Genomic DNA, 12,499 nt, shown 5'->3' on the forward strand with positions numbered 1-12,499 from the left:
CCCCGCGGCCCGTCCTGACTGCCCCGCGGGCGGGGCCTCGGGAGTGCGCACTCCCGAGGCCCCTCGCGCGTGTCCCGGCCGGCTCAGCCCAGCCGCTTGACCGCGGCCGCCACCCGTTCGTCGGTCGCCGTGAACGCCACGCGGACGAAGCGGTCGCCGGCCGGCCCGTAGAAGTCCCCGGGCGCCACCAGGATGCCCAGCTCGGCCAGGTAGGCCACGGTGTCCCAGCACGGCTCGTCGCGGGTCGCCCACAGGTAGAGGCTCGCCTCGCTGTGCTCGATCCGGAAGCCGTGGGCCTCCAGCGCGGTCCGCAGGGCGGCGCGACGGTCGGCGTAGCGGGTGCGCTGCTCGGCCACGTGCGTGTCGTCGCCGAGCGCCGCGACGGTCGCCGCCTGGACGGGGGCGGCCGTCATCATCCCGCCGTGCTTGCGGATCAGCAGCAGCTCGCTCAGCACGTCCGCGTCGCCCGCGATGAAGGCGGCGCGGTAGCCGGCGAGGTTGGAGCGCTTGGAGAGCGAGTGGACGGCCACGACGCCCTCGTACGTACCGCCGCAGACGTCCGGGTGGAGCACGGAGACCGGTTCGGCCTCCCAGCCCAGCTCCAGGTAGCACTCGTCGCTGAAGACCAGCACGTCGTGCTCGCGCGCCCAGGCGACGATCCGGGTCAGCTCGTCCTTGGCGAGGACCCGGCCGGTCGGGTTGGACGGCGAGTTGAGCCAGAGGAGCTTCAGGCCGGTGGGGTCGAGTGCGGTGGGGTCGTCGTAGGCGACGGGCTCGGCGCCGCAGAGCCGGGCGCCGACCTCGTACGTCGGGTAGGCGAGCCGCGGGTAGGCGACCTTGTCGCCGGCGCCGAGGCCGAGCTGGGTCGGCAGCCAGGCCACCAGCTCCTTGGAGCCGACGACGGGCAGCACGTTCCGGTGCGTCACCGCGACCGCGCCCAGGCGGCGCTCCACCCAGCCGGTGAGGGCGTCGCGCAGAGCGGTCGTCCCCCACACCGTCGGATAGCCGGGGCTGTCCGCCGCGGCGACGAGGGCCTGCTGGATCAGCTCGGGCACCGGGTCGACGGGCGTGCCGACGGACAGGTCCACGATGCCGTCCGGGTGGCCCTCGGCCGTCGACTTGTAGGGCACGAGCCTGTCCCAGGGAAAGACCGGGAGGCGGGAGGAGACTGCGGACACGGATCTCTGCTTTCTCGTACGGGGTTCACGCGGGCGGCACGGTGCCGGCGGGGGAAACACCTCGGTCCCGCACGGTGACGAGCCGTACGGGACCGGGGCGACGCACGTGCCGGGGCGCTGCTACTGGTTCTGCGGCGGCAGCGCGGCGATGAACGCGTGGTCGCGCTCGATCAGACCCAGCTTGGAGGCACCACCCGGCGACCCGAGGTCGTCGAAGAACTCGACGTTCGCCTTGTAGTAGTCCTTCCACTCCTCCGGGGTGTCGTCCTCGTAGAAGATCGCCTCGACCGGGCAGACCGGCTCACAGGCTCCACAGTCGACGCATTCGTCCGGGTGGATGTACAAGGACCGCTGGCCCTCGTAGATACAGTCGACGGGGCACTCTTCGATGCAGGCCTTGTCCTTTACGTCGACACAAGGCTGCGCGATGACGTAGGTCACGCTGTCGTTCCTCCTCGGTAGGGCGTTGGCTCTCGCGCGGGAGCGCGGCGTCGTCGATGCCCGCACCTAGTATCTCCGTTCCGGGGCACGATCCGAACAGGAGGGGCGGACAGAGCTGTGGAATTCACCATGGGCGGACGGCTGGAGGTCCGAATTGCACCGGCTGACGTGGGTAAACGGGTATCGGTCCGGCGGCTGACCGAGGACGGTCCCCAGGGTCCGAAATTCACCGACACGGTCGGTGTTCTCACATCCTGGAACATGGGTGTGCTGTCGGTCACACCCAAGAGCGGCGAGTCCGTGCGGATCGCGGAATCCGCCCTGGTGGCGGGCAAGGTCGTACCGGCCGCCCCGGCCCGCCGACACGGCCCCGCGGCGTCCTTCGGCGAGCTCGCCCCGGTGTGCGCGCGCGCCTGGCAGCCCGTGGAGAGCGAACCGCTCGGCGACTGGCTGCTGCGCGCCGCCGGGGGTTTCACCCGGCGGGCCAACTCCGTCCTTCCGCTCGGCGACCCGGGCGTGCCGCTCGACGCGGCGCTCGGGCGGGTCAGGCAGTGGTACGCCGACCGGGGGCTGCCGGCCTACATCCAGACCGCGACCGGCGCCGAGGGCACGCAGGAGGAGCTGTGCGCGGCGCTGGAGGGTCACGGGTGGCGGCGCGAGGTGACGGCGGAGGTGCGGATCGCGTCGCTGGCCCCGATCGGTGATCTGGCGGCCGAGGTGTCGCGGGTCCGGCTGAGCCGCACGGTGGACGACTCATGGCTCGCCCGGTACCAGCGCTTCGAGACGCCCGGCCCGCACGTGGCCGCGGTGCTGGGCAGGGGCCCGTCGGTGTGGTTCGCGACCGTGCCGGGCGACGCCGGGGACGAGGCTCCCGCCGCGATCGGGCGCTGTGTCGTGGACGGACGCTGGGCCGGCTTCATGGCCGTCGAGGTGGCTCCGGAGCACCGCAGGAAGGGGCTCGCCACCACCGTGATGACCGCGCTGGCCCGGCAGGCGATGGACGAGGGCGCGTCGGCCGCGTGGCTCCAGGTGGAGGCGGACAACGACGGGGCCCGTGGACTGTACGACGGTGTGGGCTTCGCGACCCATCACCTGTACCACCACTTCCGGGCGGCGTAGCGCGATGGCCCCGGGAAGGCCCGGCGAGGACGAGCTGCGCCGCCGGTTCGCCGAGGAGGCGCGGGCGGAGCGGCCGGATCTCGCGCTGCTGTGCCTGCTGCTGGGCGCGGAGGCCGATCCCGCGCTGGACGGGGACGGGACCGACGCCGCGCAGATCGAACTGGACCGGCTCGCGGGTCTCCTGCCGTACGGTCTGCGCGGCGGCCGTGCCTGGGCGTCGGCGCTGGCCGGACTGCTCGGCGAGCGGTGCGGATTCATGGGCACGTCGGCGGACTACCAGCGGCTGGAGTCGTCGCTGCTGCACGAGGTGCTGCGGCGGCGGCGCGGGCTGCCGATCCTGCTGTCGGTGGTGTGGATCGAGGTGGCGCGGCGGGCGGGCGCCCCGGTGTACGGGGTGGCGCTGCCGGGCCACTTCGTGGTCGGTTTCGGGGATCCGGCGGAGCGGGTGCTGGCCGACCCGTTCGCCGGCGGCCGGCCCCTGACGGACCAGGACGCGGAACTGCTGGTGGCGGGCGCGACCGGGGAACCGCTCGAACCGTCGATGCTGGTACCGGCCCGGCCGCTGGAGATCGTGCTGCGGATCCTGAACAACATCCGGGCGTGGGCGGCGGCCCGCCCGGAACGCAACGACGTGGCGCTGTGGGCGGTGGAGCTGTCCCTGCTCCTGCCGTCGCACCCGGCCCGGCTGCGCTACGAGCGGGCCCAGCTGCTGGTCCGAGGCGGGGAGTTCCTGCGCGGGGCGGCGGAGATGGAGGAGTACGCGCGGGTGATCGCGGACGTCGACCCGGCCGCCGCGGAGACGGTGCGCGGGAGCGCGCGGGCGGCCAGGGCGATGCTGAACTGACGTCCCGCCGGCGCGGGGCACGCGCCGGCGGGACGCGGTCATGCCAGGCCCCCGCCGCTGCCGGTCCGCCTCACCGTGTGCAGCAGGTACTCCTTCCGGTCGAGGGGGTTGTGGTCGGTGCGGGAGCGCTGCGGGACGGGGCCGCTGACGGGGCGGTGGGAGGCGAAGGCGGTCTCCAGCACTCCTTCGCCCCGGGTCAGCCCCGGCAGGCGCTGCTGGAGTGCGTGCACCCCGGCTGCCGGGATCTCGCCCTCGAGCACGCAGCGGGAGCCGTCGACGGACGGGGGGCCCGGGACGGCCCGCAGGTGGGCGAGGGCCGGCAGGAGCGGTCCGAGCGTGTCGGCGGGGAGCTCCGCCCGGAAGCGGTGCATCGGCTCGTGGACGGTGGTGCCGGCCTGTCGGAGCGCGGCCATCAGGACCAGCGGGGTCAGGTTGCGGAAGTCCCCGGCGGTGCTCGACATCGACTTGTCGAACACGGCGTGCGAGTGGCTCTGGCGGGGCCAGTAGCCGGAGTGCGTCATCGTGACCGTGCAGTCGGTGACGCGCCAGCCGTACAGGCCCTGTCCGAGCGTGGCGACGACGGTCTCCTCGACCGCCCTCATCAGGGAGTACGGCATCGAGCCGAGCTCCACCTCCAGCCGGTAGGCCACGCCGCTGCCGGGCGGGGCGGGATCGACGCGCAGCCCGACCGTCGCGAGAAACGGGTTGTCGTCCTTGTCGATGATTTCCAGAGCGGACCCCGTCCCGGACGGCCTCTCCAGGCAGATGGTCGTGCTCTCGCGGAAAGTGACGCCGATTCCGAACGCGTCCGCGAGCGTCGCCTGGATGACTTCTTTCTGCACTTCGCCGTAGAGCGATACGGAGATTTCCTTGCGCATGTCGTCCTGCCGCAGATTGATCAGGGGATCCTGCTCGGCGAGCTGGGCGAGCGCGCCGTGCAGTTCCCCCCGGGAGGCGGGCGGGACGGGCACCACCACGGATTCCAGCGTCGGCGGGGCGAAGTGGTGCCCGGTGCCCACCGCACGGGTGTCGCCGACCGCGTCGCCGATCCGGATGTCGCCGAGCCCTCGGAGCTTCACGATCTGCCCCGGACCCGCCGAAGGGACGTCGACGTCCGTCCCGCCGGCGAAGACCCGGATGCCGGTCACCTTGCCCTCGGAGGCGGCGCCGGGGCCCTGCCCGAACTCCAGCCGGTCGCGGGTGCGCACGGTCCCCGAGAACATCCGGACCCAGGCGAGCTTCTCGCCGGCCCGGCCGCGTTCGACCTTGAAGACGGTGCCGGAGACCGGCCCGTCCGCGTCGTCCCCGGCCGCGGGCAGCAACTCCTTGATCCCGCCGGTCAGGGCGGTGATGCCGTCGCCCGTGACGGCCGAGCCGAAGTACACGGGGTGGACGAGGGCCCGCTCGGTCTGCGCGGCGAGTTCCGCAAGGAGGCGGGCGGGGTCGAGTGCCCCGCCGTCGTCGACGTACGCGGCCAGCAGGGCGTCGTCGTGCTCGGTGAGCAGGTCCGTCAGCCGGCTCGTCAGCCGGGGGTCGCCGTCGGCGTACGCCCCGCTCAGGGCGTCTCGGGTCCCGAGTCCGGTGACGGCCGGCCCCATCGTGACGGCGTGCGGCGTGAGCCTCTCCGTGATGTCGCGCAGCACCTGCGCGTACCGGGCGCCCGCCCGGTCGGTCTTGTTCACGAAGATGAGCGTGGGGATGCGCAGGCGCTGGAGGGTCCGCATCAGCACGCGGGTCTGGGCCTGCACGCCCTCCACGGCGGAGACGACCAGCACCGCGCCGTCGAGCACGTTCAGCACCCGTTCCACCTCGGCGATGAAGTCGGGGTGACCGGGCGTGTCGATCAGGTTGACGGTGACGTCGTCGAGGGCGAACGAGACGACTGCGGACTTGATCGTGATGCCGCGCTGCCGTTCGAGCGCGAGGGAATCGGTCTGCGTGTTCCCGTCGTCGACGCGGCCGATCTCGTCGATGATTCCGGCGGTGTAAAGCAGCCGCTCGGTCAGGCTCGTCTTACCGGCATCGACATGCGCCAGAATGCCTAGATTGAGCGTGTGCACAGAACTCCATGTTCTCAGGGGTGGGGTGAATTCCCGGCTGAACGAACATGTGAGATCGGCGCATCGATGTCTCCTGGTCCTGTCGGCTGATGCGACGAGTACAGCAGCGGGCCGGCCGGCGGTGCAACGCATTTACGGGGACGCCGTGCGCCGAGGCGCACGGTGAGGATCCGTCAGCGAACGAGGGACGCGGCGGCCAAACCTCGCCCCGGCGCGCCATACCGTCCAACGGGTGGTTTTCCCCTCTTCGCCACTCGATGAGCCCATGCCGTCGCTCCCGTGCGGGTCTCTCCGATGGCGCGCTCCGGGCTCCCGGCTGACGGTGGTGCACGTAGCCACTGCGCCACTCCGGGTCGACAGCCCGTCACCCGTCGCAGTCGCGACGAAAGGAAACGTGTTCAGATGCGCTCTGCCCGCACCCTGTTCGCAACGGCCGCCGTCACAGCGGTCCTCACGATCACCGCTCCCTCCGCCTACGCCATGACGGCCGGCGACCGGGAGCACGACAGCGGCTCGTCCTCCAGCAGCGAGGACGGCGGCTGGAAGAAGGACAGCGGTTCGTCCTCCAGCAGCGAGGACGGCGGCTGGGAGAAGGACAAGCCCAACGGCGGCGTCCACACCGGCGGCGGCGCCCTGGCCAGGACGGTCACCGGCTACGAGGACGAGCACGGCACGTCGGACGACGAGGACTGGAAGAAGGACAAGCCCAACGGCGGCATGCACACCGGCGGCGGTGCCATGTCGCTGACCGTCAACAAGGAATGGCAGCCCGACGACGAGGGTGGCAAGGGCAAGGACGAGGACGAGGACAGGCCCAGCGGCGGCATGCACACCGGTGGCGGCGCAATGTCGCTGACCGTCAACAAGGAATGGCAGCCCGACGACGAGGGCGGCAAGACCGACAAGTCCGAGAAGGGCGAGAAGAGCGAGAAGGGCGGGAAGAGCGACAGCTCCGAGAAGGAGAGCAGCGAGGGCTGGCAGAAGGACAAGCCCAGTGGCGGCATGCACACCGGCGGCGGCGCGATGGCCGTGACCGGTGGCGGTCTGGCGGCCGGTTCGCTGCTGCTCCTCGGTGGTGTCGGTGTCGGCGCGTACAAGGTGCGCCGCCGTCAGGCGTCGGGTGGCGCGGCTGCCTGACCAGGCCGCACCACTGTCGCGGCCGCCGTCCCTCCGGACGGCGGCCGCGGCGCCTTCGTTTTCCCCCTGGGTCCCCGTCCGGATCGGGCCGGGCCGGGTCGCGCGGCCCGGGCCGGTCCGGACGGGGAGGACCCGCCCCGTCCCGCCTCACGGATGAAAGGCACGCTTCCATGGCCGCCCCGCAGTCGCCCGGTTCCACCTCCTCCCGGACTGCCTCCGACACCGTCACGCTCGGCCGCGCACTGCTCTGGCCCGCCGCGGTGGCCGGGCTCGGCATGCTCCTCATCTACAACTCCATCGGGTCCTCGGCCGACGACAAACCGCCCGCCCCGCCCGCGGCCTCCGCCTCCTCGCCGGGCGCCGCCGTCCCACGGCAGGCCTCGCCCAGCTCCAGCCAGGCGCCGCTGCTGTCCCGTTCCGTCCCGACCCGGCTCAAGATCCCTTCGATCGCGGTGGACGCCCCCTTCGTCCCGCTGTCGATCGGGTCCTCCGGCCGCCTGGACGCCCCTCCTCCGAACGACATGAACCTGGTCGGCTGGTTCCAGGGCGGCGCGACACCCGGCGAGCGCGGCGCGGCGATCGTGGCGGGCCACGTGGACACGACGACCGGGCCGGCCGTCTTCCTCCAGCTGCAGTTCCTGCGCCCCGGAGCGACGGTCGACATCACGCGTACGGACGGCACGGTGGCCAGGTTCGAGGTCGACACCGTCGAGACGTTCAGCAAGGCGCAGTTCCCGGACAAGCGGGTCTACGCCGACACCCCGGACGCCCAGTTGCGTCTGATCACGTGCGGGGGCAACTACGACAAGAAGGCCAAGGACTACGAGGACAACGTCGTCGCGTTCGCGCACCTCACATCGGCCCGGACGGAATGAGCCGCCGCGCCCGCCCGGTGGAAATCCCCGTGCGCCGGGGTCCGGGCCGCTGCTAGCGTCCCCCGCATGAAGCGCGCTGACATGACGACGACGCCGGAGAGTGTCCCGGCGCGCTGACTGCCGACCAGTCCGAAAAGCCCCGGGGCGAGTGCCCCGGGGCTTTCGCCTGCGGTCACTCGCCCTTCGTACGCGAGGAGACCGCCATGCACGACCACCGCAGGCTCGGCCGCGAGCTGGAACTGTTCGACACCGACCCGCTGATCGGTGCGGGCCTTCCGTACTGGCTGCCGGACGGCGCCGTGCTGCGGCACACCCTGGAGGAGTACATCCGCACCGCCGAGCGGCTGGCGGGCTACCGGCACGTGTACTCGCCGGTGCTAGGCAAGCGGGAGCTGTACGAGGTCTCGGGGCACTGGTCGCACTACAGCGACGACATGTTCCCGCCGATGGACCTGGGCGGCGAACAGGTCGTGCTGCGGCCCAGCCTGTGCCCGCACCACGCGGTCATCTACCGCTCCCGTGCGCACAGTTACCGTGAGCTGCCGCTGCGGATGGCCGAGCTGGGCGGCATGTACCGCTCCGAGCTGTCCGGGGTGCTCGGCGGCCTGACCCGGGTACGCGCCATCCAGCTGAACGACGCCCATGTCTTCTGCACCCTGGACCAGGTCGCCGGGGAGGCGCGGGCCGCCCTGGACATGATCCGCCGGGCGTACGGGGCACTCGGCATCCGCCCGGCCCGCTTCCGGCTCTCGTTGCCGGGGCCGGGCGGGAAGTACGTCGCCGCGCCGGAGATGTGGCGCCGCTCGACCGCCCTGCTGACCGAGGTCCTCGACGCGTCCGGCCTGCCGTACGAGGCGGTCGAGGGGGAAGCGGCGTTCTACGGACCGAAGGTCGACGTCCAGGTCGCCGACGCCGCGGGCCGCGAGTCGACCCTGTCGACCGTCCAGGTCGACTTCCACCAGCCGGAGCGGTTCGGTCTGCACTACATCGGCGCGGACGGGGCGAAGCACCGGCCGGTCATGGTGCACCGCAGCATCATCGGCAGCGTGGAGCGGGCCGTCGCCCATCTCGTCGAGCAGCACGGCGGCGCGTTCCCCGCCTGGCTCTCCCCGGTCCAGATGGTGATCCTGCCCGTCTCGGACGCCGAACTGCCGGACGCCGAGGTCCTGGCCGGGCGGTGCGCCGCCCTCGGGCTGCGTGCGGAGGTCAGCGGCCGGGAGCGCGGCAGTCTGGGGGCCAGGATCCGTGAGGCCCGCCTGGTGCCGTACCAGGCGGTCATCGGCGCGGCGGAGGCGGTGGACGGCCGGGTGGCGCTGCGCCTGCGGGACGGCCGCCGTCTCGATCCGCTGCCGGTCGCGGAGGTTCTCGCGCGGATCGGGGCGCTGGTCTCCGCTCACAGCACCGGGCTGTGGGACGAGGCGGCCCCTCCGGCGTGAACGCTGGGCCGCCGCGCGCCGGCCGCCGTCGGCACGTACGTCGTCGCGGCCTGCGTCCCGGGCGCGCGGTCTACGGCGTGACCGGCACCGGATCCGCGTCGGTGCGGCGGCCGGCGCCGAGCGCGCCGGCCAGCGTGGACGCGACGATCAGCAGGGCGAGGACGACGGTCATCGTGAGCCGGAGGCCGATGTGGTCGGCGAGGAAACCGAGCGCCGGCGGGCCGACGAGGAAGGCGACGTACCCCGCGGTGGAGACCGCGGCGACCCGGGCCACCGCGTCGTGCGGGTGGTCTCCCGCCGCGGACACGGTGACCGGGAAACCGAGTGACGCGCCCAGCCCCCACAGCACCGTGGCGGCGCCCGCCATCACCGGGCTCGGCGCGACGATCACCACGGCCAGGCCCAGCGCGGCGAGGACCGCGCTGATCCGGACGACCTGAACACTGCCGAAGCGCTTCAGGAACGGTCCGCCGGCGAAACGGCCGAGCGTCATCGAGGAGGCGAAGACCAGGAAGGTCAGCGACCCCGCGGTGGCGCTCACGTCGTACCCGTCCACCATGAGCAGCGGCAGCCAGTCGTTGGCGGCGCCCTCCGCGAAGGCCATGGCCAGCACGATCACCCCGATGAGGGCGAGTCGCCGGTCCCGCCACACCCGCAGCTGCCCCCGCCATCCGCCCTGCCCCGAGGAGTGGTCCGAGGCCGCCTCCTTCCCCGTGCCGTGCGGGAGGGACAGGACCGCCCGCAGACCGGCGGCGGCTATGAGCACCGCGACGGCCGCCAGGTGCCAGCCGACGGGGAACGCGGCGGCGGTCAGCACCATGCCCAGCAGCGCCCCGACGACGGTGCCCAGACTGAAGCAGCCGTGCAGCACGGGCAGGACGGGCCGCCCGATGACGCTTTCGACGGCCGCGCCCTCGATGTTGAAGGCGACTTCGGCCAGACCCATCCCGCCGCCGAACAGGGCCAGTCCGCAGAAGACCACGACCGCCAGCGACAGGCTCGTGCCGGCGGCGACGACCAGCAGCCCCGCGACGATCAGCGTCGCACCGACACTGATCGTCGTGCGGCCCCCGTAGCGGCGCACGAACGGGCCGGAGGCCGTGACCCCGGCCATCGAACCGGTGGACACCCCGAAGAGCACCAGGCCCATCGTGCCGGTGGACACGTCGAGACCGTCCCGGACGGCCGGGGTGCGGGCCACCCACGAGGCCATACCGGTGCCGGCGGCGAGCATGAAGAGGAACAGGGCGGCGCGCCAGCGGCGCGTAGCGGCATCCATGACAGCGGGGCCTCAGCAGACGGATCGGAGAAGGAAACGCACAGGAGCGTACGATCGTACGCCCTGGAGTGTACGATCGTACTCATGACGGACCACTTCGCGGGAGACCCGCGTACGAACCACGAGCGGATGCTCGCCGGGGACCTCTACATCGCCGACGACCCCACGATCGTGGAGGCCCAGCGGCGCGCCGTGCGGCTCGCCGCCCGCTATCTGGCGGCCTATGCCGAGGACCCCGACGCCGCACAGCCGGTCGTCGCCGAGCTCCTGGGCGGTGTCGGCGCCGGTGCGCACATCCGGCCGCCGCTGTACGTCGACTACGGCACGTACATCACGGTCGGCGAGGACACGTTCATCAACTACAACCTCACCGCGCTGGACGTGGCCCCGATCACCATCGGCCGCGACTGCCAGATCGGGCCGAACGTCCAGTTGCTCACCCCCACCCACCCGGTGGATCCGGAGCCGCGCCGGGACAAGCTGGAGGCGGCGATGCCGATCACGATCGGCGACAATGTCTGGCTGGGCGGCGGCGCGATCGTGCTGGCCGGGGTGACCATCGGGGACAACAGCGTCATCGGCGCGGGCGCCGTCGTCACCAAGGACGTGCCCGCCAACGTGGTCGCGGTCGGCAACCCGGCCCGGGTGATCCGCTCCATCTAGGCCGCAGAGAGGGAAACACCGTGGCGACCGGACAGAACGACCCCGAGCGGCGGGAGCGCATCATCACCGCCGCGCTCGACCTGATCGCGGAGGAGGGGGTCGCCGGGACGTCGCACCGTAAGGTCGCCGCCCGGGCCGGTGTGCCGCTCGGCTCGATGACGTACCACTTCGGCGGCATGGACGAGCTGCTGCGGGAGGCGTTCATCCGCTTCTCCAGCAGCATCGTCGCCGTGTTCGAGGAGCGTCTCGGCGCCGCCGGCACGCCCGACGAGGCCCGGGAGGCGGTCGCCGACCTGGTCCACCACCTGTCCGGCGGCAACCAGCGCGAGCTCGTCCTCACCCACGAGCTGTACACCCTCGCCGCCCGCAAGCCCGCCTACCGGGAGCTGACCCGGGAGTGGATGCGCCGCAGCCGCGTCGCCCTGGAGTGGCACTTCGACCCGGCGACGGCCCGCCAGCTGGACGCGCTGATCGAAGGCCTGTCCATCCACCGTGCCCTGGAGACGGAGCCCCACGACCGGGCCCTGACCGTCGAGGCGATCGCCCGCATCACCCGGGCCCACGACGCGCGTTCCTGACGCGCCCCCGCAACCCCTGGCCGGCACCCCACCTGACGGAGGTGCCGGCCAGGTCACTCCCGAGATCCGCCCGCTCACACGGCTCACGCAGCGGGAGCGGACCTGTCCGAGGCGGTCAGGAACCGGCGGCGGCCGCGCGGGGAGCGGTGACGGCGGCGGCCCGCCGGCCCGCCAGACAGGCCCATGGCCAGGTGTCGCCCTCGCCGGACATCCGGGCGGTGACGGTGAACCCGGCCCCTTCCATCAGCTCGCCGACCCGGTCGGGCGAGAGCAGGTGGATGTCGTAGGACACGCCGTCGTCGCGTGTGCGGCCCGTGTGGGGCTGATCGTCGCCGGCGTGGAATCCGAGCAGCAGCCGCCCTCCGGGGGCCAGCACCCGGTGGAACTCGGCGAACAGGACGGGCAGCAGGTCCGGCGGCGTATGCATGACCGACCACCAGGCGACGGCTCCTCCCAGCCCCCCGTCCGGCAGATCCAGAGCACTCATCGATCCCACGTCGAACCGCAGCTCCGGGTGGCTCCGCCGGGCGATGTCCACCATGCGCGGCGACAGGTCCACGCCGGACACGGAGAGGCCGAGCGCGGCCAGATGAGCCGTCACATGCCCCGGTCCGCACCCGAGGTCGACGACGGGCAGCCCGCCGTCGGCCCGCACCTCCTCGGCGAACGCGCCGAGCATGGCGCGTCCCCACACGTCCCGCGCGAAGGCGCCCGGCACCCGCTCGGCATAGCCGTCGGCCACGGTGTCGTAGTAGGCCCTGGTCGCTGTCAGCTTGGCGATGTCCGTCACACCGCACGACCCTAGACCGTCGGCCCCGCCTCACATCCGCTCGTACGTACGGCCCCCGACTCACCCGACTCGCCCGACTCTTCCGACGCACCCGACTCG

The 12,499-nt window shown here is 72.6% G+C and carries 12 protein-coding genes; 7 read left to right on the forward strand and 5 right to left on the reverse strand.

Translation table 11 applies throughout. The features are described 5' to 3' along the window. Positions 1-83 precede the first annotated feature (83 nt). A complete protein-coding gene (dapC, locus tag ABZ454_RS26110; RefSeq protein WP_359541387.1) occupies positions 84-1,178 on the reverse strand; it encodes a succinyldiaminopimelate transaminase in 1,095 nt (364 codons plus the stop codon). A 120-nt stretch (positions 1,179-1,298) separates the two neighbouring features. After that, positions 1,299-1,619, reverse strand: a complete 321-nt coding sequence (fdxA, locus tag ABZ454_RS26115) for a ferredoxin (protein WP_018956287.1) — start codon at positions 1,617-1,619, stop codon at positions 1,299-1,301. 117 nt (positions 1,620-1,736) lie between these two features. Here fdxA and ABZ454_RS26120 point away from each other — a divergent pair, with 117 nt between their 5' ends. Continuing rightward, positions 1,737-2,738 (forward strand): GNAT family N-acetyltransferase, encoded by a 1,002-nt coding sequence (locus ABZ454_RS26120; protein ID WP_359541390.1) that lies wholly within the window; start codon positions 1,737-1,739, stop codon positions 2,736-2,738. A 4-nt stretch (positions 2,739-2,742) separates the two neighbouring features. Next, entirely contained in the window at positions 2,743-3,582 is an 840-nt protein-coding gene (locus ABZ454_RS26125) for a transglutaminase-like domain-containing protein (RefSeq protein WP_356325938.1), read from the forward strand. Between the two features lie 38 nt (positions 3,583-3,620). On the opposite strand, the gene ABZ454_RS26130 is transcribed toward ABZ454_RS26125, so the two are convergent. Beyond that, entirely contained in the window at positions 3,621-5,642 is a 2,022-nt protein-coding gene (locus ABZ454_RS26130; RefSeq protein WP_359541393.1) for a translation factor GTPase family protein, read from the reverse strand. A gap of 402 nt (positions 5,643-6,044) precedes the next feature. Between ABZ454_RS26130 and ABZ454_RS26135 the strand changes: the two genes are divergently transcribed. The 3 genes from ABZ454_RS26135 (at position 6,045) to thrS (ending at position 9,090) form a co-directional block, all read left to right on the forward strand. Next, on the forward strand, positions 6,045-6,779 hold the full coding sequence (locus ABZ454_RS26135; RefSeq protein ID WP_359541395.1) for a hypothetical protein: 735 nt from the start codon (positions 6,045-6,047) through the stop codon (positions 6,777-6,779). A 170-nt stretch (positions 6,780-6,949) separates the two neighbouring features. After that, a complete protein-coding gene (locus ABZ454_RS26140) occupies positions 6,950-7,654 on the forward strand; it encodes a class F sortase (RefSeq protein ID WP_359541397.1) in 705 nt (234 codons plus the stop codon). Positions 7,655-7,767: 113 nt separating this feature from the next. Beyond that, positions 7,768-9,090 (forward strand): threonine--tRNA ligase, encoded by a 1,323-nt coding sequence (gene thrS, locus ABZ454_RS26145; RefSeq protein ID WP_359541603.1) that lies wholly within the window; start codon positions 7,768-7,770, stop codon positions 9,088-9,090. A 70-nt stretch (positions 9,091-9,160) separates the two neighbouring features. Here the strand turns inward: thrS and ABZ454_RS26150 are convergent, their stop codons facing one another. Next, complete coding sequence (locus ABZ454_RS26150) at positions 9,161-10,369, reverse strand: MFS transporter (RefSeq protein WP_359541399.1); 1,209 nt, start codon at positions 10,367-10,369, stop codon at positions 9,161-9,163. A gap of 84 nt (positions 10,370-10,453) precedes the next feature. Here ABZ454_RS26150 and ABZ454_RS26155 point away from each other — a divergent pair, with 84 nt between their 5' ends. Both ABZ454_RS26155 and ABZ454_RS26160 read left to right on the forward strand, forming a co-directional pair. Then, positions 10,454-11,032 (forward strand): sugar O-acetyltransferase, encoded by a 579-nt coding sequence (locus tag ABZ454_RS26155; protein ID WP_356323676.1) that lies wholly within the window; start codon positions 10,454-10,456, stop codon positions 11,030-11,032. Positions 11,033-11,052: 20 nt separating this feature from the next. After that, positions 11,053-11,610, forward strand: a complete 558-nt coding sequence (locus ABZ454_RS26160) for a TetR family transcriptional regulator (protein ID WP_359541403.1) — start codon at positions 11,053-11,055, stop codon at positions 11,608-11,610. Positions 11,611-11,725: 115 nt separating this feature from the next. Here ABZ454_RS26160 and ABZ454_RS26165 read toward each other — a convergent pair whose 3' ends face one another. Continuing rightward, positions 11,726-12,391, reverse strand: coding sequence for a methyltransferase domain-containing protein (locus tag ABZ454_RS26165; protein ID WP_359541605.1), 666 nt, complete (start codon positions 12,389-12,391; stop codon positions 11,726-11,728). Between the last annotated feature and the right edge of the window lie 108 nt (positions 12,392-12,499).

Origin of the sequence: Streptomyces sp. NPDC005803, from assembly GCF_040630435.1 — a bacterium.
Lineage (GTDB): Bacteria > Actinomycetota > Actinomycetes > Streptomycetales > Streptomycetaceae > Streptomyces.

Excerpts from the sequence above, each read along its gene's own strand:
- ABZ454_RS26125 (WP_356325938.1), top strand. The coding sequence starts at position 2,743 with ATGGCCCCGGGAAGGCCCGGCGAGGACGAGCTGCGCCGCCGGTTCGCC.
- ABZ454_RS26135 (WP_359541395.1), top strand. The coding sequence starts at position 6,045 with ATGCGCTCTGCCCGCACCCTGTTCGCAACGGCCGCCGTCACAGCGGTC.
- ABZ454_RS26140 (WP_359541397.1), top strand. The coding sequence starts at position 6,950 with ATGGCCGCCCCGCAGTCGCCCGGTTCCACCTCCTCCCGGACTGCCTCC.
- ABZ454_RS26150 (WP_359541399.1), bottom strand. The coding sequence starts at position 10,369 with ATGGATGCCGCTACGCGCCGCTGGCGCGCCGCCCTGTTCCTCTTCATG.
- ABZ454_RS26155 (WP_356323676.1), top strand. The coding sequence starts at position 10,454 with ATGACGGACCACTTCGCGGGAGACCCGCGTACGAACCACGAGCGGATG.